Source organism: Pseudomonas sp. GW821-FHT01E10, from assembly GCF_059422365.1.
In genome coordinates this window covers 89,837-110,983 of record NZ_JBWKWT010000012.1, presented here as the reverse complement: position 1 = coordinate 110,983, position 21,147 = coordinate 89,837, and the positions used below count along the sequence as shown (strand labels likewise).

General features: G+C 58.1%; 23 protein-coding genes and 2 pseudogenes. 9 read left to right on the top strand and 16 right to left on the bottom strand.

Annotated features, from left to right (window positions below; genetic code table 11):
- Positions 1-3: 3 nt before the first annotated feature.
- Positions 4-402: pseudogene (locus AC07V0_RS20750) on the bottom strand (LysR substrate-binding domain-containing protein); the annotation flags it as partial.
- On the opposite strand from AC07V0_RS20750, the pseudogene AC07V0_RS20745 reads away from it, so the two are divergent.
- Positions 388-1,022, top strand: a pseudogene (locus tag AC07V0_RS20745) (cation:dicarboxylate symporter family transporter); the annotation flags it as partial. The pseudogenes AC07V0_RS20750 and AC07V0_RS20745 sit on opposite strands and share 15 nt — an antisense overlap.
- On the opposite strand, the gene AC07V0_RS20740 reads toward AC07V0_RS20745, so the two are convergent.
- A complete protein-coding gene (locus AC07V0_RS20740; protein ID WP_086945334.1) occupies positions 976-1,557 on the bottom strand; it encodes a thioesterase family protein in 582 nt (193 codons plus the stop codon). The pseudogene AC07V0_RS20745 and the gene AC07V0_RS20740 overlap by 47 nt on opposite strands.
- 106 nt (positions 1,558-1,663) lie before the next feature.
- On the opposite strand from AC07V0_RS20740, the gene AC07V0_RS20735 reads away from it, so the two are divergent.
- Positions 1,664-2,629 carry a GlxA family transcriptional regulator gene (locus tag AC07V0_RS20735; RefSeq protein ID WP_495019844.1) on the top strand — a complete coding sequence of 322 codons (966 nt, stop codon included), beginning with the start codon at positions 1,664-1,666 and terminating at the stop codon, positions 2,627-2,629.
- Positions 2,630-2,643: 14 nt separating this feature from the next.
- Here AC07V0_RS20735 and AC07V0_RS20730 read toward each other — a convergent pair whose 3' ends face one another.
- Positions 2,644-3,114, bottom strand: coding sequence for a GNAT family N-acetyltransferase (locus tag AC07V0_RS20730; RefSeq protein ID WP_495019843.1), 471 nt, complete (start codon positions 3,112-3,114; stop codon positions 2,644-2,646).
- A 188-nt stretch (positions 3,115-3,302) separates the two neighbouring features.
- On the opposite strand from AC07V0_RS20730, the gene AC07V0_RS20725 reads away from it, so the two are divergent.
- Positions 3,303-3,692 (top strand): c-type cytochrome, encoded by a 390-nt coding sequence (locus tag AC07V0_RS20725; protein ID WP_018928236.1) that lies wholly within the window; start codon positions 3,303-3,305, stop codon positions 3,690-3,692.
- Positions 3,693-3,809: 117 nt separating this feature from the next.
- Complete coding sequence (locus AC07V0_RS20720) at positions 3,810-4,145, top strand: hypothetical protein (RefSeq protein ID WP_018928235.1); 336 nt, start codon at positions 3,810-3,812, stop codon at positions 4,143-4,145.
- A 263-nt stretch (positions 4,146-4,408) separates the two neighbouring features.
- Here AC07V0_RS20720 and AC07V0_RS20715 read toward each other — a convergent pair whose 3' ends face one another.
- From AC07V0_RS20715 to AC07V0_RS20700, 4 genes are all read right to left on the bottom strand, one after another.
- The gene (locus AC07V0_RS20715; protein WP_018928234.1) at positions 4,409-4,714 is read right to left on the bottom strand and encodes a hypothetical protein; all 306 of its coding nucleotides are present in this window, start codon (positions 4,712-4,714) and stop codon (positions 4,409-4,411) included.
- 291 nt (positions 4,715-5,005) lie between these two features.
- Positions 5,006-5,368: a hypothetical protein gene (locus AC07V0_RS20710; RefSeq protein ID WP_495019842.1), complete on the bottom strand. Its 363-nt coding sequence runs from the start codon at positions 5,366-5,368 to the stop codon at positions 5,006-5,008.
- 212 nt (positions 5,369-5,580) lie between these two features.
- A complete protein-coding gene (locus AC07V0_RS20705) occupies positions 5,581-6,120 on the bottom strand; it encodes a hypothetical protein (RefSeq protein ID WP_495019841.1) in 540 nt (179 codons plus the stop codon).
- Positions 6,121-6,209: 89 nt separating this feature from the next.
- The gene (locus AC07V0_RS20700; protein WP_019649478.1) at positions 6,210-6,968 is read right to left on the bottom strand and encodes a sulfite exporter TauE/SafE family protein; all 759 of its coding nucleotides are present in this window, start codon (positions 6,966-6,968) and stop codon (positions 6,210-6,212) included.
- Between the two features lie 116 nt (positions 6,969-7,084).
- Between AC07V0_RS20700 and AC07V0_RS20695 the strand changes: the two genes are divergently transcribed.
- Positions 7,085-8,023 (top strand): LysR family transcriptional regulator, encoded by a 939-nt coding sequence (locus AC07V0_RS20695; protein WP_495019840.1) that lies wholly within the window; start codon positions 7,085-7,087, stop codon positions 8,021-8,023.
- 95 nt (positions 8,024-8,118) lie between these two features.
- On the opposite strand, the gene AC07V0_RS20690 is transcribed toward AC07V0_RS20695, so the two are convergent.
- Positions 8,119-8,679, bottom strand: coding sequence for a lipid-binding SYLF domain-containing protein (locus tag AC07V0_RS20690; RefSeq protein WP_495019839.1), 561 nt, complete (start codon positions 8,677-8,679; stop codon positions 8,119-8,121).
- A gap of 495 nt (positions 8,680-9,174) precedes the next feature.
- Here AC07V0_RS20690 and AC07V0_RS20685 point away from each other — a divergent pair, with 495 nt between their 5' ends.
- The 3 genes from AC07V0_RS20685 (at position 9,175) to AC07V0_RS20675 (ending at position 11,298) form a co-directional block, all read left to right on the top strand.
- A complete protein-coding gene (locus tag AC07V0_RS20685) occupies positions 9,175-9,327 on the top strand; it encodes a hypothetical protein (protein ID WP_477745983.1) in 153 nt (50 codons plus the stop codon).
- 12 nt (positions 9,328-9,339) lie between these two features.
- A complete protein-coding gene (locus AC07V0_RS20680) occupies positions 9,340-9,582 on the top strand; it encodes a hypothetical protein (RefSeq protein ID WP_258613428.1) in 243 nt (80 codons plus the stop codon).
- 354 nt (positions 9,583-9,936) lie between these two features.
- Positions 9,937-11,298 carry an MATE family efflux transporter gene (locus AC07V0_RS20675; RefSeq protein WP_064616898.1) on the top strand — a complete coding sequence of 454 codons (1,362 nt, stop codon included), beginning with the start codon at positions 9,937-9,939 and terminating at the stop codon, positions 11,296-11,298.
- 181 nt (positions 11,299-11,479) lie between these two features.
- Here AC07V0_RS20675 and AC07V0_RS20670 read toward each other — a convergent pair whose 3' ends face one another.
- From AC07V0_RS20670 to AC07V0_RS20635, 8 genes are all read right to left on the bottom strand, one after another.
- Positions 11,480-12,229 carry an SDR family oxidoreductase gene (locus AC07V0_RS20670; protein WP_495019838.1) on the bottom strand — a complete coding sequence of 250 codons (750 nt, stop codon included), beginning with the start codon at positions 12,227-12,229 and terminating at the stop codon, positions 11,480-11,482.
- Positions 12,230-12,512: 283 nt separating this feature from the next.
- Positions 12,513-14,306 (bottom strand): alpha/beta fold hydrolase, encoded by a 1,794-nt coding sequence (locus AC07V0_RS20665; RefSeq protein WP_495019837.1) that lies wholly within the window; start codon positions 14,304-14,306, stop codon positions 12,513-12,515.
- Between the two features lie 205 nt (positions 14,307-14,511).
- Complete coding sequence (locus AC07V0_RS20660; protein WP_064616900.1) at positions 14,512-15,447, bottom strand: SdiA-regulated domain-containing protein; 936 nt, start codon at positions 15,445-15,447, stop codon at positions 14,512-14,514.
- A complete protein-coding gene (locus AC07V0_RS20655; RefSeq protein ID WP_064616901.1) occupies positions 15,444-16,964 on the bottom strand; it encodes an ArnT family glycosyltransferase in 1,521 nt (506 codons plus the stop codon). The genes AC07V0_RS20660 and AC07V0_RS20655 overlap by 4 nt, the downstream gene beginning before the upstream one ends.
- A gap of 3 nt (positions 16,965-16,967) precedes the next feature.
- Positions 16,968-17,246, bottom strand: a complete 279-nt coding sequence (locus AC07V0_RS20650) for a lipid-A-disaccharide synthase N-terminal domain-containing protein (RefSeq protein WP_018928220.1) — start codon at positions 17,244-17,246, stop codon at positions 16,968-16,970.
- Positions 17,243-17,983, bottom strand: coding sequence for a glycosyltransferase family 2 protein (locus AC07V0_RS20645; protein ID WP_018928219.1), 741 nt, complete (start codon positions 17,981-17,983; stop codon positions 17,243-17,245). The genes AC07V0_RS20650 and AC07V0_RS20645 overlap by 4 nt, the downstream gene beginning before the upstream one ends.
- Before the next feature lie 49 nt (positions 17,984-18,032).
- Positions 18,033-19,010, bottom strand: coding sequence for an NAD-dependent epimerase (locus tag AC07V0_RS20640; RefSeq protein WP_086945350.1), 978 nt, complete (start codon positions 19,008-19,010; stop codon positions 18,033-18,035).
- A 279-nt stretch (positions 19,011-19,289) separates the two neighbouring features.
- A complete protein-coding gene (locus tag AC07V0_RS20635) occupies positions 19,290-20,078 on the bottom strand; it encodes an alpha/beta hydrolase (protein ID WP_495019836.1) in 789 nt (262 codons plus the stop codon).
- A 245-nt stretch (positions 20,079-20,323) separates the two neighbouring features.
- On the opposite strand from AC07V0_RS20635, the gene AC07V0_RS20630 reads away from it, so the two are divergent.
- A complete protein-coding gene (locus AC07V0_RS20630; RefSeq protein ID WP_495019835.1) occupies positions 20,324-21,142 on the top strand; it encodes an aldo/keto reductase in 819 nt (272 codons plus the stop codon).
- The last annotated feature ends 5 nt before the right edge of the window (positions 21,143-21,147 follow it).

Here is a 21,147-nt window from a genome sequence, read left to right as displayed (position 1 = left end):
CGTTCAGTCGAGCACAGATTCCGGTTCATCCAAGTGATCGATGTGCTTGAAACGCTCGACCAGAAAATCGATCAGGCTGCGCACTCGCGCCGACAGGTGCAACTGTTGCGGGTAGATGGCATAGACATCGGCGCGGGTCGGTGTCTGGTCCTCCAGCACCAGGCGCAAACGGCCACTGCGCACGTAGCGGGCGATGTCCCATTCGGCCCGCAGCAGAATCCCATGACCTTCCAGCGCCCAATTGAGGGCCACTTCACCGTCGTTGCAGCCTAACGCGCCACGCACTTTGACGTTTTGCGTGCACCCACCGTTGGTAAAGCTCCATACGCCGTAGGGCGTTTCGTTTTGCCGCAGGAAGATGCAGTTGTGTTGCTGTAAATCCGCCAGGCGTTGCGGCACGCCAGCCTGGCGACCTACACCACGGCGGTGAAACATGCGTCGTTCATGGACTTTGTGATGAACATCATCCCCGACACCATCGTGGATGCCTTCGCCAAAGGCAACGTCCTGCAAATCTTGCTGTTCTCCATTCTGCTGGGTGTTGCCCTGGCGCATGTCGGGCCGCGCGCAAAAGTGTTCGGACCTTCAACCCGAACGGCCAGGCGATCCACTACACCATCGCCGCGATCTTCATTGCCCAGGCGACCAACACGCCGCTGACCCTCATGGACCAGTTGATCGTGCTGGCGGTGCTGATGTTCACCTCCAAAGGCTCGGCGGGAGTGACCGGTTCGGGGTTCATCATCCTGGCGGCGACGCTGTCCTCCCTCGGCACCATCCCGGTGGCGGGCATGGTGCTGTTGCTGGGCGTCGATCGGTTCATGTCGGAAGCACGCGCGATCACCAACACCATCGGCAACGGCGTCGGCACCATGGCCATTGCCAAATGGGTCGGCGCGTTGGATACGGTGAAGATGAACAAGGCGCTGAACGGGGAGGGCGCGGAGGCAAAGCCCGAGATGGCTCAGGCGGACGTTATTGCTGTTCCTTCATCGATGACAGCAGGGCGGTTGAGCAACTAGCTTCTTCCCCTCGCAGCTGACGGCTCATGTCATCGCAGCTTTGCGACCAGGCCGTCAGCCACATCGACATCTCGGGAGACTGTTCGGCCAACCCCAGCTCGCGGACGAACTCGACCGGTGCAACCGTGCCTTTGGCCGAGCGGAACAGACCCCGCATGATGACGACGCCGATTACCCGGCCTTTGCTCACGAAGCGGTGCTCCATAAAGCTCCATTTATCGTCCCAGCCGAGTATGCGGGTATGAATCTCGAACGATTCGAACAGCTTCAGTTCACGCCGAAACTTGCCCCAGGTATCGCCAACGATCGGTACAGCCTTGTTGCGCAAGGCTACTCGAAAGGCGCCGCTGCGCAGCGTGAAATCGATGCGGCCTACGTCGGCCAGGGTGAAATAGCGGCCATTGGTGACGTGGCGGTTGAGGTCGAGGTCGAGCGGCCAGACGCGCATATGGATGACGGTGGTGGCCAGGCCGTCCACCGGTTTGCGCCATGGGCGACGGAACAGCATGAGGATAAGTCGAAACCAGAGATTCATAAGTACGCCGAGGATTGAATGACCGGTGAACTTTAGGGGGCGGAAATCGGATAAGGTAGGTGCACAAATGACTTTTTTCATGCGAAAAGCGCAATCTGGATGATTCATGCACGTCACCCTGCTACTGGCTGATCAATGCTCCGCCGCCAGCGCCACCCTGGCGCTGGAGGTGCTCAGTGCCGCCAACCTGTTCGCCGATACCGCCAGTGCGCCGTTTGAGGTGGTTGCCGCCTCGCTGGATGGCGCTGATGTCGCCGCATGGGGAGGGCAAACGCTGCGCGTGGACCGATCCATCGCCGACATCACCCGAACCGATCTGGTGCTGATCCCGGGGTTTCTCTTTACCCTGAAAGACGCCTTGCCGGCATTTTCCGGTTATGGGCAGTGGCTGCGTCAACAGCACGCGCAGGGTGCCGTCGTGGCTTCCATGTGTACGGCGACGTTCATGCTCGCAGAGGCGGGAATGCTGGACGGCGTTCGTGCCACCACGCACTGGGCCTTTGCCGATCTTTTTCGTCGCCGGTATGCAGACGCCTGTCTGGAGGCGGCGCAGATCCTCTGCGAGGACAATCGCGTAATCACCAGCGGCGGCGCGACGGCTGCCATGGACCTGTTGCTGCATCTGATCCGCCGCTTCGCATCACTGGAGCTGGCGCAGAAGTGCGGCAAATACTTGCTGGTCGACAATGCGCGCAGCGAGCAATCGGTCTATGTCATGTGGTCGATGCCGAAGAACCATGGGGATGGCGAAATCCTGCAGGTTCAAGCGTGGCTGGAAGATCACTTCCATCAGCCGCTGCTGATCAATGACATGGCCGAGCGATTCGGATTCGGCGTCAGGAACTTCAAAAGGCGCTTCAAGGAAGCCACCGGTTACACGCCGCTGACCTACCTGCAGACACTGCGTCTGGAAAAGGCAAAGCAGTTGCTCGAATCCACACGAATGACCCTGGACAGCATCACCTACAAAGTGGGCTATGAGGACAGCAACTCATTTCGCAGGCTTTTCCAGCAACGCGTGGGCCTGCTGCCGGCGGCTTACCGGAAGAAGTTTCAAGCGAGTGGGAGTTGAGTGGCATCCGCTTTTTATCGAGCCGCAGCGTTCGGACGAACATAGTAATTGTCGAACTCGCCGCTTTCGACGAATTGGAAGCCATGACGGATGTAAAACCGATTCGAAGCGCTCTCTTTGAGCGCGCCCACCCTGACAGGGAGCGCGGCGGCATCCGCTTCTTTGAAAATCTGTTCGAGGACAGCAGAACCTACACCTGTTCCCTGAGCATTCGGTCGCACATACAAGTGGTCAAGTAGCAGTTCGTTCAGCTGAGGCTTGACCACAATAAAACCGACTCGCTCACCGGCCAGCTCAATGTGACGCGTGTTGCGACAATCAAAACCGTTGATAAAACGCTCACGTGCACGTATCGGATCAAATCGCCCAATCCGTTCAAGACTTTCGCGCATGGCCTCAATTCGAATGGCCACAAGATTGTCCAGGTCGGCGGGGTGAGCCGGAACCAACATTACTAGAGGACTTTCAACAGGTATGACGGACATCGTTTGCACTCTAATTATCATCACGGGGAGCCAGCGCCAGTACGATGGATTTCATTCTGGCTCTCCTGCAGCGGCGTTAATGGAGCAAAGAGAGTTATAGATTAGCTTCAAGGCTTCGATGTGGGCGCCAGTCATGATGAAATAGCCACCCGCTTTTGCTGTCAGCCGCACCTGATTTGGAGCCGAACATGAAAAACGCCGTCGTACTCACCTTGGCCTTGATGCTCAACATGGGGTTGTTCAGTACGCAAGCAGCAGCGGCTGGCGATGCCGAGGCGGGCGAGAAACTGTTCAAGCGAATCTGTGGCGGCTGCCACCAGGTAGGGAGTTCGGCGCGGGGTTTTTTTGGTCCGCAACTCAATGCGATTTTCGGGCGCCCTGCGGGCAGCACGGCGGACTACCAGTACTCAGACGCGATGAAATCATCAGGCGTCGTCTGGACCCGCGAAACTCTCACCGCCTACATCGAAGCGCCAAAAACAGTGGTCCCCGGCACCCGCATGATTTTCTGGGGCCTCAGCGATCCGGAAAAGATCGAAAACCTGTTGGCCTATCTGCAGACGTTTCAGCCGCAATGATCGGAGCCTTATCGATCCGCTTTTTTCAGTGCTGAGTGATATCAATGGGCCACTTCATCCGTTAGAGTATGCGCCGCCCGAGAGATGGATCCCGGGTATTTCTAATGGAGTGACACAGTGAATTACCTCAGCAAAGCGGTTGCCGTAGCCCTGTTTGGCCTGGTTCTGGCGGGTTGCACCGGCACCCCGATGAAGACCCAGCAATACGACAGCAGCCAGTACACCGTTGTCGGCCACAGTGAAGCGACCGCCACTGGCCTGCTGCTGTTCGGCGTCATCCCGATCCAGCAGAACAACCGCTTCATCCGCGCTCAGGACGCGGCCATCAAAGCCAAGGGCGGCGATGCCATGATCAACACCCAAGTGCAGGAAAACTGGTTCTGGGCTTGGGTCCTGACCGGCTACACCACCAAAATCTCCGGTGATGTGGTCAAGCTGAAAACCGTTCAGTAAGTGCAGTGCGCCTTCAGTCATTTCAGCTGCGGCGCATTCCTTGTAGCAGCTGCCGAGCTCGCGAGGCTGCGTTCGGCTGCGAAGCAGTCGTGAATCCGACTGACGCGGTCTGCCTGATGCACCGCAAGTTCTGATCTTACGACTGCTGTGCAGCCGAACGCAGCCTCGCAAGCTCGGCAGCTGCTACAGATCGCATTACGGCTTAGGACATCGACCGGGGTGAGGCACATCCAGATGCCATCACCCGGCTCATTGATCGAACCTCACGCCCACGCTTTTCCGAGTTCCTCCAGACCGGCGTTTTGCAGGTCCTGCGGGTTCATGACCACACGGAATTTGCAGTTGGCCTGGAAGTTGAGGAAGAAGGGTTCCGCATACCCGGGTATTTCGGAGGGATCCACGATATCGATCAAAAAAATCCCATTTCGCATGCCATCTTGCTCAGTGAAATAAGTCGCCTCGGGCTTAATGGTGTCCAGGATACGGTTCATGATTTCGCCGACCTTCCCCGACCTGACAAACGCGTTGAAAGGCTCATGGGGAAACTCGACCATCAGTAGCATTTTCATTATTTGATACTCAGTTTGAAGTGGCGCACTCCTTACCCGGATCCTTACTCCTGGTTTTGATGCCGCAAGCCGTGCCCGCGGTGTGGTTAAGAATAGCGAAGGGTGAGAGGGCGTCGGGGCGGGGTTACGGACGGTCGTTGTTGATGATTCAGCGCGGGCGCTAATTCGCTGAAACCCGCATCTATACTGCTTCGGGCGAGCATCGATGTAGTCGGGTACTAAAAAAAGCATGAAAAAACCCGGCTGATGAGGCCGGGTTCTTTGGTCGAGTGTTGCGGTAAAGCCACTCACTCATGCTGCACGGTTTTCGATCAGACGATCCGAACCACCTTCAGCGACGCGATTCTCGATCAGACGATCCGAACCACCTTCAGCGACGCGGTTTTCGATCAGACGATCCGAGCCGCCTTCAGCGACGCGATTCTCGATCAGACGATCCGAACCACCTTCAGCCACACGGCTTTCAATCAGGCGATCCGAGCCGCCTTCAGCCACACGGCTTTCAATCAGGCGATCCGAACCACCTTCAGCGACGCGGCTTTCAATCAGGCGATCCGAGCCGCCTTCAGCGACGACCGGGTGAGCAGGGGAAGCGGCGAAAGCGTTTACTGCAAAAACCGAGAAAGCGATGCTGAGAAGGGTTTGGCGTTTCATGATGGTGTGCTCCGGGGTGTTATTGGTTGGGTATGGAGCGGATGTTACGCCGGGGATTTTTTATGAGAACTTCATTGACGTGATGGTGACTATCGACGTCAACAATGGTTGAAACGTGGTGGACAACCCCAGCCAATCTGGCGGTGCTGGGAGTGATGCTCTATGCCGCTACAGCCAGGCTGACAACGGCGGTCAGCGGTGTAAAGAACCACTTACTTCAGCGTGAATGTTGCTTTGAGCGGCATGACTACCTTGCGCAAGTTGTCTTTGAGGGTGATCTCCAGCGTCCAGACGCCTACGGGATCGTCAGGCTCACCGATGAAACCGATCACGGGGGCGGCGAGATACATGTTGTTCGGATCCCCTTTAAGACGCCCTTGAAAACAAACGGCATCTCGCTGATTGATCGATTCTGTACCGTTCGGCCTTGTGGCTTTCAAATCGCACGTGATGTTGGCTTCGTGATTGGCATTGAGCTTCGGGTTTGCAAAAAACGTAAGCGCGAAGATCCTTTCACCTCGGGTGACTATTTTGGCTTCGGTAAATACTGGAGTGGTTTCGGCCGGTGTATTCCACTTTTTCTCCCAATCGGGATCGGAAGTGATGAATAGCGAGCCACCAAACTCCCCGATGGTTCGTCTTGATTCAGAGTCCGGGATTGGATTGCCGTTTGAATCCTTCCAGTAGCCGGCCTGTGCACTTGTCCATGAAAGAGAAATCACGATGAAAGCGGTGAGCAATCGACGGTTCATGAACGACTCACTCTCAATAGACGATGGAAATGGCGTAATGCCTATGTGAAATGCCTTGCTCCGCTTGAGTGTAGCGGCAGAAAACGCGCTTACACGAACAGGTCATAGGACAGTTTGCCGATCAGGATCAGCAGCAACACCAGGAACAGCGCCCGGACAAAGGGCACGCCTTTATGAACCGCCAGCCAGGTGCCGGTCAGCGCGCCGAGGATGTTGAATGCAGCCATGGGGATGGCGATCAGGTAGAGCACGTTCCCCGTCGGAATGAAGAACATCAGCGCTGCTACGTTGGTCGCGATGTTCACCAGCTTGGCCGACGCCGAGGCATGCAGGAAGTCGAAGGCGAAGCAGCGGATAAACAGGAAGATCAGGAAGCTGCCAGTGCCGGGCCCGAACAGTCCGTCGTAGAAACCGATGGCGCCGCCGATGACGATCGCCAGCAGTTTTTCCTTGGTGCCGATGTGCATGGGCTTGTGCAGGGCGCCGAAGTCCTTTTTCCAGAAGGTGTAGATCGCCATCAGCACGATCAACACCAGCACCGCTGGCCGGATCACCGACTGGGGCACGAACGACACCGTGGCCGCTCCGAAGAAGGACATGACAAACGCCGCACTGGCGGCGGGGATCACCAGACTCCAGTTGATCACCACCTTGCGCACGAAGGATCGGGCGGCGAATGCAGTGCCGCAGGCTGCCGCAACCTTGTTGGTCCCCAGCAGCGCCGCTGGTTGTGCCGTGGGTAGCACGTTGAACAGCGCGGGTATCTGGATCAGTCCACCGCCGCCCACCGCCGCATCGATCAGGCCGGCAGAGAAGGCGAATACGCAAAGGATGACAATATCGATCATGGAATCAGGCTCTGACGGTGAAAGGTGGGTGAGAGTCCGGGGTTGAACGGAAGGTTAACCAAAGCGCTTTTTTTGTGTTGCAATGCCACGTTGTGAAAAGTGCAACGAGGTGGCGCATGGCATTGGATATGTTGGGGGAACTTGAAGCCTTCGCGACGGTGGCTCGCAAGCGCAGCTTCGTCGCGGCGGCACGTGCTCTGGGGCGCTCCCCCAGCGCGCTGACCCGCGCCGTTCAAGCCCTTGAGGAAAGTGTCGGGGTCAAGTTGTTCAATCGCTCCTCCAATGCCGTGAGCTTGACCGAGGCGGGTGAGCGCTTGTTGCCCCACGCCTACAAAATGCTGGATCTGCAACGTGAGGCGGATGAAGACCTGGCCGGCATCAGCGGCCAGGCCTACGGCTGGGTCCGCTTTTCCGCCCCCGAGTTTCTCGGGCGCGGGGTATTGCCCCGGCTGATCGCGCAGTACGCCGAGCGTTATCCGGACGTGAACGTCGATGGGATTTTCACCGATGAAACCATCGACCCGGCCAAGAGCAAACTGGACTTCTCGATTCGCGGCGGGTATCCGCAATCCAGTGACCTGATCGGCTTTCCACTCTGGAGTTATTCACGTTATCTGTACGCCAGCCCCGAGTATCTGGAGCGGCACGGGATACCCGACTCTATCGAGGCGCTGGAGGCGCACTCGCTGATCCTGCACACGGCGCCGCGGATTCTCAAAGAGTGGAATTTTCGCAGTGAGGTGCAGGCCATCAGCGTTCGGGCTCATCCCAAGTTTCGTTTCAACTCCGGTTCGGCGGTGTTCCAGGCGGCCCTGGCAGGCCTCGGCATTGCCCGCCTGGCGGACTGGCTGGCAGAGCCCGAAGTGCAAGCGGGGCGCCTGCTGCGGGTCTGTCCCGAGTACAAACTCACCTCCAGCAGCGGTGAGAGCCCGCAGATGCACGCGGTGTACCCGGCCGGCAATCTGCCGCTGCGGGTGAAGTCGTTGCTGGAGATGATCCGTGGTTTTGGTGAAAGTCTTGATCGAAAGCATGCAGTAACGCTCCAGGGTGGCTGATGCATCACCAATCGCGGACACAAAAAACGGGCGCCCCTTCAGGTGCCCGTTTTTATTTGCTCCATCGCTTGCGCGCAAGCGCCAAACGACCGGTTCTAACGCTTGATCAGGGAAATCTTGGTGCCTTCGATGCTGACCCCAGCCATTAACCCTTGCTGGTCGAAAATGAACGCGTAGGCATCGCCCTTCAGCGTCGTGCTGGACAGATTTTTCGCCACCCCCGCATCAACCAATACAACAGTGGGGCCTACGCCGATTTCCCAACCCTTGGTTTTACGGACATAGTCCACGGCTTTGTCGGTCATCAGGAAAACCGCATAGGCATACGACTGTGCACCTGCCTGTAGCCCCCAGGACCCGGTTACGGTGTTGTAGTAATTCTCTACTTTCTTGTTCTTCAACAATACGCCTTCGCCGTAGCTGCCGCCGAATACAAGACCCGCCTTGACGATATTCGGGAAGACAAGAATCGCTTTGGCATTGTGCGAAATGGATTCGGCCAGTGGTGTGGACTTGTAAAGAGTTTGCAACGCTTGCTGAGAGTCGGCATTCAGATCCTCAGCAGTTGCCGCACCTGCGGTGTTCGGGAAACTTGCCGATACCAGTGAAGCTGTCGCAAGGACGATCGATAAGAAGAACCGCATTGACTGAGTCATGTCAGGTACTCCAATACGGGAGCATTGGATGTCAGCAGCAGCCAGCACTTGCCCCGGCAGAATCCGGGCCTGCTGAAATTATCCGGCGCACCCTAAAGTGGTGTGAGCTACTGGCTTCGCCCTTGAATGAAGCAGGCCAGCGGCCTGTGATCAGTAGCGATGCCATCACTGGTTTCGACCTCTGCGTGTTGGCCGGGTTCGAAAAAAACAACACGGGTGCCTGACAAGGCGCTGGCATCATTCAAGTACTGACAAACCGAGTACACACCTTGCCAGCAGGGTGAAATGATTTGAATCCAATGCGCTCCTTGTAGAGAATCGCCGTCTTTGCCTCGAAAGGATGCGGGCGATGAAGTTCGAAGGGACTTTCCAATACATGGGCATTCACGGGATCGTCTTCAACGTCTCGCAGATCACCCTTACCGACAGCGAACGTGGACGCCTGCGCGAGTTGCATTTTTCACTGCCGCCACCAAGGCCGTGGCCCCCTCTTACGTGGCAATACCTGTAGGCGCCGGTGTGCGCACGTATGCCAATGAAATCCTACCCACCTACCATGCGGGCGACGTACTGGTCAGCATTGAGGCGCAGGTCAACGGCGGTATCGGCCCGCAACGCACCCTTTCGACATTGATCATCAAGACCTGACTGGAGACGTACATGTCCGTAATTACTCAATTGGTCATTGCCTTGGTGTTGTCCTTTCTGCTTGATCAATTCCTCAAACCGTATCTGCTACGCAAGTGGCTAGGAGTGGTGTTGGTGGCGGCGGGTGCGGTTGGCTGCGTTGTGGCAGGTCAGATCCGCTTGTTGGGGTTTGATCTGGGGTTGCTGTCGGTTTTTGCCGTGGCGATAGGGATGGGATTGTTCATGAAGCGGCGGCGGTTCGAGCAGATTGACTGAAGGGATGTAGGGATTTATCGCTACCAGGGATTAGTCCTATCGCTATGCAGGAGCTGTACAGCATCGCGATAAAGCGTTCACGCCATATCAAAAAAAAACGGGCGCCGGTCAGCACCCGTTTTCATTTACTCCGCAGCCTGCGCCCGCAAGCGTCGGCCAATCACATCCATCAAGTCACAGCCGTAGGACTCGTATGTAAAGCTGGCGTGATTCACTCATCCGTCGATCGTTCGCTTTCGGCCTAGCCCGGAAGCAGCCATTACACATCCAAATCCACAAAACAGGACCGCGTTATTCCCAGTCCCCTAGCGTAGAATTTCCAAAACGCCAGCCCCCACCCGAGACGGACCCTCAATGCAAACCCCAGCCAAACCCCAGCACCCCCTCTGGCAAACCTACCTCCTGTTCCTCGCCCCCATGGTCCTCTCCAACTTCCTCCAGGCCATGTCTGGCACCGTCAACAGCATCTACATCGGTCAATTGCTCGGCACCCAGGCGTTAGCGGCGGTGTCCGGCATGTTCCCCGTGGTGTTCTTCTTCATCGCCCTGGTCATCGGCCTCGGTGCGGGCGCTGGGGTGTTGATCGGTCAGGCCTGGGGCGCCCGGGAGCCGCATCTGGTGAAGGCCATCGCCGGTTCGACGTTGCTGTTGGGGGCGATGATCGGGTTGGTGGCGGCGGTGTTGGGCAGTGTGTTTGCCCGGCCTGCATTGCAGGGGTTGGGCACGCCGGGGGATGTGCTGGACGATGCGGTGGCGTATGCCCATGTGATGATGTGGATTTTGCCGTCGCTGTTGGTGTTTGTGTTGTTCACGCAGTTGCTGCGTGGGGTGAGCGATACGCTGTCGCCGTTGTTGGCGCTGGTGGTGTCGACGTGTGTCGGGCTGGCGCTGACGCCGGCGTTGATTCTCGGGTGGTTGGGGCTCCCGCCGATGGGGATTCAGAGTGCGGCGTGGGCGGGGTTGGCGGGTAACTTGTCGGCGATGGGGTGGCTGGCGTGGCGGTTGATTCGCAAGGGACATCCGTTGGCGCCGGATCGGGAGATGTTTGCGGCGATGCGGCTCGACAGGGTCATCCTCGGCAAGGTGTTGCGCATCGGGCTGCCGACCGGGTTGCAGATGGTGGTGCTGTCGTTGTCGGAGTTGGTGATTCTGGCGCTGGTGAACCAGCACGGGTCCCAGGCGACGGCGGCGTACGGGGCGGTGACGCAGATCGTCAACTACGTGCAGTTCCCGGCGCTGTCGATTGCGATCACGGCGTCGATCCTTGGCGCGCAGGCGATCGGGGCAGGGCGCCTTGAGCGCATGGGGGAGATTTTGCGCACCGGGTTGTTGATCAACGTGTGCCTGACCGGCGGCCTGGTGCTGTTGGGTTATCTGCTGTCGCACTGGTTGCTGGGGTTGTTTCTTACGGATGATTCCACCCGGGCAATGGCCGAGCACTTGTTGCACATCATGCTCTGGAGCCTGTTGGTGTTTGGTTTTCAGGCGATTGTCGGCGGTATCATGCGCGCCAGCGGCACGGTATTGGTGCCGGTCGCGGTGTCGATCGTTTGCGTGGTCGGGGTGCAGTTGCCGGTGGCGTATCTGCTGGATACGCGCTTCGGGCTGCCAGGGGTGTGGATGGCGTTTCCGGTGGCGTATCTGGGCATGCTGATGCTGCAGACGCTGTACTACAAAATGGTCTGGCAGCATCAGAAGATCGAGCGGTTGGTCTAGGGGGCGTTCTCCGTTAGTTTCCCGGCCCTTCGGGTTGTGCCTTAAAGCGGGCCAGCCTGCGTTGCAGGCCTTGGAAAGGGAACAATCATTCCCAGCAGCCTGCGCCTTGACTGGCTCGCTTTAAGGCGACAACGCGGCGGGGAAACTAATGGAGAACGCCCCCTAGGCCCTCGACGGCCCCTCAACTATTGCTCTTGAGCCAGGTTTCGAAGCGTGTCGGCCCGACGATGGGGTGCTCTCCCGGCGTCAGCGAGTGGTCATCGATCGGCGCGCCGAAGTAGGGGACCGTGTCGTCCGGTTGGGCCTGGCGCGGGTCGTTGGTGTGTTGCAAAAACAAGCGCACGAACTCCACCAGCGGCCAGCGCTCAGGCCCGGCCACTTCCAGGGTGTTATTGCTCGGCGCTTGCCCCGCGACTTTCGCCAGCGCCATCGCGACATCGGTTGCGGCAATCGGCTGCAACGCGGCGGAGGTCAAGCGCACGGTGTCGCCTTCCTGTACGCCCGAGTGGGAAATGGCCCCGATGAATTCGAAGAACTGCGTGGCCCGCAGGATTGTGTAAGGAATGCCTGAGTTCTTGATGAGTTGTTCCTGGGCCATTTTTGCCCGGAAATAGCCGCTGTCGAGCATGCGCTCGGTGCCTACCACCGAAAGCGCGACATGGTGTTTGACCCCGGCGGCCTTCTCGGCGGCGAGCAGGTTGCGTCCGGAGGTTTCGAAGAACTCGAGCACGGCAGCATCTTCGAAGGAGGGCGAGTTGGCCACGTCGACCACCACATCGGCGCCTTGCAAGGCGTTTTGCAAGCCCTCGCCGGTGAGGGCGTTGACGCCGGTGCTGGGTGATGCAACCAGGGTTTCATGCCCCAGGTCTTGCAGGTTTTTGCAGAGCTGCCTGCCGATCAGCCCGGTACCGCCAATCACGACGATTTTCATGACGAGTCTCCCGATGCGTGCGCAGTGGGGTGCGAGGTGTCAGCCCCGCTTGGACATCGTGTTTCTGGTCGGAGTGGGGGGGGGCTGGCTTGGAGTCCTGCAACCATTAAAGCTCCTGAATTCGTTCAATGGCAGCAGTGGCGGGAAGATCTTTTTGTTGTCCGATAGGTGGTCGAATGGGCTAATGCCGGTCAGTTAAGAAAAGGACGTACCAAGTGCAGACCTGTGGCGAGGGGCTTGGCCTTCACTTAACTGGCAGGCATTAGTCAGATGCTGCGGTTTTTCAAAACCATGTCAGCACTTTCCACACTCCTAGCACGTACAGCATGAAGGCAATCACGCTGTGCCATTGCCCACGATCCATGGCCAGTAACGGTGTCAGTAAGAAGTATCCCCCCAAGACAACCAGGAACAGCACCAACAGCATGAGTTGAGGTGCATAGTGTCCGAGCCCTACAGTCCACGGGCTTCTTTCACGGGCAAGATCGGGTTCAGCGGGTTTGTTTCCATCAAGAATGAAAGAGGCGATGACGTCCCAGTTTTCCTCTTTCAACGCAGCGCTGTGACCTCCTTTCACATATTCCGATTCGAAGAGTTCTTTGTCTTTCTGCTCGAAACCGTCATGGCCTGCGCTGCCAAGATCCTGCAACCTGAGCATCTGGAAAGTGCGGGGGAATATGGCAACGACCCAATCGGCACTGGCAACGAAGTTCACGACACGTTTGACCCGACCCAAACCGGTCAAGGTCTTCCAGTCATAATTGACGTTCACCACACTTCCGGCGAAAGCAATGTGTTTGAAGCGCAAACATGAATAAGTATTGAGGGCTTTGGCCAGCATATAGGTGCCGTGGCTGTGCCCAACATAGGAGAATGAGGCATCAGGGTAGACCGCTTTGTTCTCCGCGTAGCGATCCATCAACCACTCCACTCGTTTTCGCCGAATACTGGGTAGCAGAAAGGGCAGCATGGCGAAGTATCCGTAACTGGACGTCTCGGTTTTGATGATTTGTTTTTGCGGTGTCGGCCCAACAGTATTGGTGTTGATATGACGGTCAATGATCTTGTTCCGTTGGCGAGCCAGGGCAACAATCCGTCGGGCGATTTTCTGCGTCCAGTAGCCTTGGTCACGGATTCCATGAATGACAAACACCACATCGGTGATGGATTTGTCGGGTTTTGGCAGATTCTGGTCTGTCGGAAGGATAGATAAATCACTGAGTTCCTGCCGGGATGAATTGATGGCTTTGATGATCACTTGTCGCCGTAGATGACCCGCCGCGGTGTCATCGGCGTCGACCACGTTGACATGGCCTGACTTGGGCACGTCGAGATAATAGAAGTCATCGCCGGCGACAAGGTCGATGTTGTCCTCGGGAGAAACCAGGTCATCGGTAGAACCCAGTAATTGAACGGTGATGGCAGACGTTGATGATTCACTTTTGGCTTGCCTGCGCATCGCCATCCACTGAAGGCGCAGCTGTGTCAAAAAGGGCGCACCGTGATGAGTGGTGAAGGCCAGTGGCGTTAATCGGCCCATGGTTATCGCCATTACCATGTTACCGAGTGCAACCCCGGCCCCCCACCGCAGAAAATTAATAAAGGAAAGGTGAGGGGACAGACGCCAGCCTCGATTGATCGCTGCAAGCAGGATCACCCGCTTGACGCGCGAAGCCCACGGGCGTTTTACAGAACCTTTTAGCTGAGGCTCAAAAGGCGCTTCCGGCGTTTCTCCGCAGGCGCATACATAAACCTTGCGTGCCAGCAGAGCGCCCATGCTGTGCCCAATCAGGTAAATACCTGCAAAACCGTGTTCCGAGTTTTGCCAGAACCCATCGATTTGTTCCATTACAGATAGCGTGATGTCGCAAGGATCCGCGAAAGACAAGGTTCCAATCGGTAAGTTAGGGATGAAGATAATCGGCGCTGGAGCTTTACGCTGCTCCCAGGCTTGCAGAACCGCAGTCTTAAGATGTTGCAGCTGTTTTTCGGAGCCGCCCATGGCATGAAACAGCACAATCAGATCCTTCTGTTCCTCTGGGCCGGTGATTTGGTCATCGTAGGTAGGCTTTTCCATGTCCTCTCCCAAGTTCTGAATGTGCTGAAACGGTGGTATGGGGCTCGAATTGGAATATAGCCAAGAATCTGGAGATGGAGACGGACTTGCAGACCTGCCGAGTCGATCCCGGATCGCCGGGCTCGACTCGACCATTTCAGAGCGCAGTGTTGGTGCTGCATCAGGCCTGCACGCGAAGAGGCCGGCCCACCCAGCACAAAACCCATTAAGGCTTCTGCTGATTCTCCGCCACAGCAGCTTTGGACTTGGAGAACCGATAGAACAGGTTGGGCTCGCTCACAATGTACAGCTCGCCGGAGGTGTCCATGGTCATGCCTTCGGCTTGCGGTATGGTTTTTTTCAGGTCATTCAGGCCGAGCAGGGAGCGGAAGCTGACGAAGTTGCCGTCCTGGTCCAGTTCGGTCACGTTGCTGGATTGCTCGCTCAATAACAGCAAGTGACCGGTCCGCGGGTCATAGTAACCCTCGGAAAGGTCCAGGCCGAAGACGCTACGGTCGATCCAGTGGGTCAAGTCCTGGATGTGCACCTGCAACGGGCTGCCGATGGATGCCAGCATGCCCGTGACCGTAAACAGCTGCCGCGGATCGCGTTCCTTGATCGCGAAGATACGGTCATTGGCCGCATCATAGGTCACGCCTTCAAAGCCCTTGTTGTGTTCGCTCAGGTTGATCTCGATGGCAACGAACGGGGCGTTCTCGACATGGATCGGGCCAGGGCTGTCCGGCAAGGTGATGACGTACAGTCGCTGCAACTGTTCATCGGCGATCACTACGCGTCCGTTACCCAGGTAAGCAAGGCCTTCGGTGTCCTGGAAGCCGATCAGCGGGTAACGTTCAAGCAGATCGCCGTTGCGGTTCATGGCCACAATCTGCATGGGCCCACCATTGGTGATGCCCAGCAGTCGATCATGGTCCGGGTCATAGGCGATGCCGGACAGATTGGTGATGTCCGCGACAGGCTTGGCCTGGATCACGGCTTTATAGTCCGGCAGCCAGATATTTTTATCGGGCGCCTGATTACCATGCCAAAGAGTTTTCCAGTACGCATACAGCTGCTGGTGAACCATGAAATGTGCAGAAACCACGTAGGCGCCAAGCAATACAACAATGAACAATATCCCCAGCTTCCCTCTCTTGCTCATGACTTGTCCTTGTCCCAGCTGAAGCGATAGACCTTTTTGGGTTGTCCGGGCTGGCATTGGCCGTTATCGGCATCGGCGCCGACGATCGACCATTGCGCGCGAGACGTTTCGCCGAGCTCATGAGCGGCCTCGGGATTGAAACACTTGCTCAGCACTTCGTCCGGGACCAGGGCGTAGGCATCACGGTGTTCGCGTAGCCATTGCGCCGCTTGTTCGACCGAGGAACTGCTCATCCCGAAATGCACGATCGGCTGCCGGGCGAATAACCAGTGGCCCTCGCGCCAGTCGACCAGCACCAGCTCGGCACCGTGGGTCATGGTCGCCGCCTGCGCCATGATCGCTTCGTGGGGGTTGGGACCTTCCTTGATCGGCTCGATGAACCCGCGGGCGAACCACAGAACGAACCAGCTCACCACCAGCGCCTGGAATACCCGCATACCGCGCGGACGTTTTCCGAACCAGCGCTTGAGCAGCCAGGGAATCAGCGGCGCCGCCACCAGCACCAGACCGGGCAATGCCGGATAGATGTACAACTTGCGCTTGCCGGTGCTCAGGCAGAAAAACAGCACCACCAGCACGACCCAGCTCAACAGCACCAGCACTCGACCGTCGTGCTTGCGCAGTTGCTTGCGCCAGGCCGGCACCAGCCACGGCAGGGCCAGCACCAACGGCAGCCAGTATTGCGGGATCACGTTGACGAAGAAGTACCAGAACGGTTCGCGATGGTCCCACGCGGCGGCATAGCGTCCCGCTGTCTGGCGCAGCAGGATTTCTCGCGCATAGGCGACTTCTTCCGCGGTGCCATTGAGCACAATGGACAGTGCCAGAGGCAGCAGCCAGATCGCGATAGCCCCGAGCGCCACCAGAAAGCCCAGGAACCATTTGCGCTTCTGGCCGGGCATGGCCACCACGCCGGACCAGTTTTTGCGCACCGCGTAGGCATACGGAATCAGCATCAAGGCCGGGACGAAGCCGACCCCTTTGGTGATTATGCCAATGCCCATGGCGGCGCAGCCCACGTAAAACCAGCGCCAGGCTGGCCCGAGCAGCAGGTGCCGCGCCAGTCCGTACAGGCCCAGGGAGGTGAACAGAATCAACAGGCTGTCGATCTGGCCGGTACGCAGGATGCTGTAAGTCTGATAGGTGGCCAGGTACAACAGCGCGGCTATTCGACCGATGCGCTGATTCCACAGCCGGCGGCCCAGGTCGTAGACCACGGCCGTGACCGTCGCCGCCGACAACATCCCCGGAATATACAGGGCGAGGGCGGGCAGGCCGGTGAGCCACGCGAAGAACGCCACCATCCACATGAAGACCGGCGGTTTATCGCCGTAGATCTCCGCAGCGCGGTGAGGGATGAACCATGACCCGTTGTGCAGCATCTCCAGCGCTACGCCGAGGAAACGTTCCTCGTCGACGTTTTGCGGTTGACGCAGCCCCAGGCCAGCGCCGATCAACAGCAAGGCAAGCAGCACCAGGCCCAGGCATTCGATGCTGGGCGACAGGGTTTTACGCATGGCTCAGTCCTTCAGGTGTTTGGTGCGGGCAATCAATTGCAAATTGCGCAGATAGACGATGGAACCAAAGGCCTGGCCAGCGATGAACACCGGGTCTGCCCGGTAAATGGCATAAGCGAGCAGCAGCGCGCTGCCGACAATGCTCAGGTACCAGAAACTCACCGGGATCACGCTGCGTTTTTTGTACTCGCTATACAGCCACTGCAGGATGAAGCGACCGGTAAAGGCGATCTGGCCAGCGAAGCCGACCACTAGCCACAGGGTTTCGCGGGAGAGGTTCATCCTTCGATCTCCTGCGCGTTGGTGTTCAACCGCGTGCGCTTGATCAGCCACCACACACCGAACAGGTCAAGAATACCCACCAGGGCGCGGTCGATGTTGCCGTATTTGGACACACCCGCGGTGCGGGGCCGGTGGTTGACCGGGTGGACGATCATTCGGCCGTTGTGACGCTGGATCAGCGCGGGAATGTACCGATGCATGTGGTCGAAGTACGGCAGGCGCAGAAACGCCGCGCGTTCGATCAGTTTCAGCCCGCAGCCGGTGTCCGGGGTATCGTCATTGAGCAGGCGGCGACGCAGCCCGTTGGCAAAACGCGAAGCCCAGCGTTTGCTTGCGGTATCGCGGCGGTTGACCCGGTGCCCGGCTACCAGCTGAACGTCGACCAGACCCTTTTCACCGCGCACCAGCGCCAACATCCCGGGGATGTCCGCGGGGTCGTTTTGACCGTCGCCATCAAGCGTGGCCAGCCATTGCCCCCGGGCGGCGATTGCCGCGTGGTAGAGGGAGGTGCTTTGCCCCAGCGAGCGCTCATGGCGCAGGATGCGCAACGCGTCCAGGCCATTGTTTTTCAGCTGCCGCAGCTCATGCAGGGTGGAGTCGGTGCTGCCATCGTCCACCACAATAATTTCGTAGGCCTCACCGTTCAATGCGGCGTGGACTTCCTCAAGTAACGGCTTGAGGTTGTTTGCTTCATTCTTTGCTGGAATCAATACAGATACAAAAATGTCTTGGCTCATAGAGTCCTCTCCCTTGCTCCCTGGTCTATTTTTATCAAGGGCTAACGTTTTATATCTGATAGAAGTGGCGATACCACTTCACAAATTCCGCTACGCCAGTTTCAACCGCCACTTGAGGGCGGAAATCGACCCACTCGGCCAGCGCCGAAATGTCGGCCCAGGTCTTGATCACATCGCCTGCCTGTAGCGGCATGAAATTGCGTTGGGCCTTGATGCCCAGCGCCGATTCCAGGCAGTCGACAAACTCCAGCAGTGGCACGGGTTGGCCACGGCCGATGTTGAAAATCCGGTTTACGCCAGCGCCCGGCTCGTTCGGCACCGGTGGCTTGGAGCGCAGGCGGGCGACGCTTTCAACGATGTCGTCGACATAGGTGAAATCGCGCGACATCTGGCCATGGTTATAGATGTCGATCGGCAAGCCTTTCAGGATCGCCTCGGTAAACTTGAACAGCGCCATGTCGGGGCGCCCCCAAGGTCCGTAAACGGTGAAAAAGCGCAGGCCGCTGGCCTTCAGGCCATAAAGGTGGCAATAGCTGTGCGCCAGCAGTTCATTGGCGCGTTTGCTGGCGGCGTACAGCGAAATGGGGTGATCGACGGCGTCTTCGACACAGAACGGCATTTTGCTGTTGGTGCCATACACCGAGCTGCTCGAGGCATAGATCAAATGCGCGGGGCGATGGTGCCGGCAAGCTTCCAGCACATTCAGAAAGCCCACCAGATTGGACTGCGCATAGACATCCGGGTTGTCCAGTGAATAGCGAACACCCGCCTGGGCGGCCAGGTGCACAACCTCGGTGAAAGCATGTTCTTTGAACAAGGCCATCAAGGCCGGTTTGTCGACGATGTCCAAGGCCTGGAAACGAAAGCCCGGCAAGGATTCAAGCTCTTTGAGCCGTGCGTGTTTGAGTTCTACGCTGTAATAGTCGTTGAGATTGTCGATACCGACGACTTCAAGGCCTTCTTGACACAAACGCTTGACGGTGTGATACCCAATAAAACCGGCGGCGCCAGTAACCAGAACCGTCATGAGGCCTGCGCCTGTGCGTGACTGATTCCGATTCTGCGCAAAGGGCGCTTTTGCATCACAATCCCCTGTAAGTACTCGCTGATCAGTATATTTTTTGGGCTTTTTGCCACCATTGGCTCCATGCCTTGCTCCATTGTATTGGTAAAGTTCTGTGCAGTGCACATCATGAGCCGCAGAAATGGCAGCCGTATACCCTGCCAGTTGGATTGTAAAAAAAACGTTAAGTAATTACTTCGTTTTTCTGACCGCCTGCTTAAAGGCGTGCTGGTATGAGGGTGCTCACAACGCGGCGCCTAGCATTTGCAGGTAGTTGGGGCTCTCGGAGATCGAGTTGTGGCCCGTGTCCGGTATGACCTGCAGCGAGGCCACGCCTTTGGCGAAATGGGTGTAGAGCCGGTCTGTGCTTGCGCGCGGTATGACTTCGTCGTGCTCGGCCGCAACCAACAGCGTCGGGACGGTGATGTGAGCGGCGTATTTCCAGGATTCGAACTTGTCCTGCAACAGCCATTTCACCGGGAACCAGGGAAACTGGCGGGCGGCGAGGTCTTCAAGGCTGTTGTAGGGCGTGATCAGGATCAGCCGCGACGCCGGGCGCTGGCTGGCCAGGCGCACGGCAACGCCTGAACCCAGGCTGCGTCCGATCACTGCAATATCGGGATGGCTGTTGTAGACATAGTCGAACAAGGCCATGGCGTCACGCTGAATCGCCTCCTCGGACGGCGACCCGGTACTGCCACCGTAGCCTCGGTAATGCAGCAAGTAGATCGCATGATCCGCAAACGCTTGCGAAAACCCAGGCAGGCTGCGGGAAACGTCCTCGGCATTGCCACCAACGTAGATCAACGCCTTCGGCCCGTCGTGCGGCCTGACGGTCACCAGCACCTGCGCGTCGGCGACTGACAAGGTAAGAAGCGATTCGGGTGTGTCGATGGCGCGAGGTTGCGGGTAGTAGATGAGGGCCCGTTGAAATACGAACAGCGCGACGCAGAGCAGCAGGTATGCAACGGCAATGAAAGCGAAGAGAGACACCAGGGTTCGCGACATTCGGCTAAGTTTAGTGGACGGCATGGACTGCTTCGGGCCTTGAGACAGCTATTGCTGGAGCGTCGCCAGAGTGTAGTCCAGCAATTTCAGCTGTGCAGAAGCGCCGCCCAATGCCCGTGTGGGTGCGAGCACCTGTGGCGAGGGGGCTCGCCCCCGTTGGGTCGCGAAGCGGCCCCAAAACCTGCAATCGCGGTACACCACATGCAATGGTTTACGACTGCTGCGCAGCCGAACGGGGGCAAGCCCCCTCGCCACACGGAGGCAAGAACATGCTGACCCGAGCCATTCCTTCCAGCAACGAGCCGTTGCCCATCGTCGGCCTGGGTACTTATCGCGGTTTTGATGTCACGCCTGCCGACGCTGCTTACAAGCAACTGCAGGCGGTGCTCAGCGCGTTGTTCGAGAAGGGTGGAAAGGTGATCGACAGTTCGCCCATGTACGGTCGCGCCGAGCAGACCACTGGTGAGCTGCTGTCGATCCATCGCCCTCGCTCGCCGGCCTTCCTGGCCACCAAGGTCTGGACCCGTGGCCGCGAAGAAGGCATCGCGCAGATGGAGCAGTCGTTCAAACTGTTGCAGACCGACCGGATCGACCTGATGCAGATTCACAACCTGCTGGACTGGAAAACCCATTTGCCGACCTTGCGTCAATGGAAGGCAGAAGGGCGCATCCGCTACATCGGCATCAGCCATTACACGGCGTCGGCCTACGACGAAGTGGAGGCGGTGTTGAAAGGCGAGCCGATGGATTTTTTGCAGATCAACTATGCCCTGGACGACCGCGCTGTCGAAAAGCGAATCCTGCCGCTGTGTCGTGAGCGCGGTGTGGCGGTGATCTGCAATCGGCCCTTCGGTGGCGGCGGCCTGATCGCTCGATTGAAAGGCAAACCGCTACCGGGGTGGGCTGCGCAAGTGGGGATCAACAGCTGGGCGCAACTGGCGCTCAAGTTCCTGCTGGCTCATCCGGCGGTGACCTGCGTCATCCCCGGCACCGGCAACCCGCGCTACATGGCGGAAAGCGCCGGTGCCGGTTTTGGCCCGATGCTCACGGATGCACAGCGCCAGCAATTGATTGCGCTGGTGGGGTGACGGCT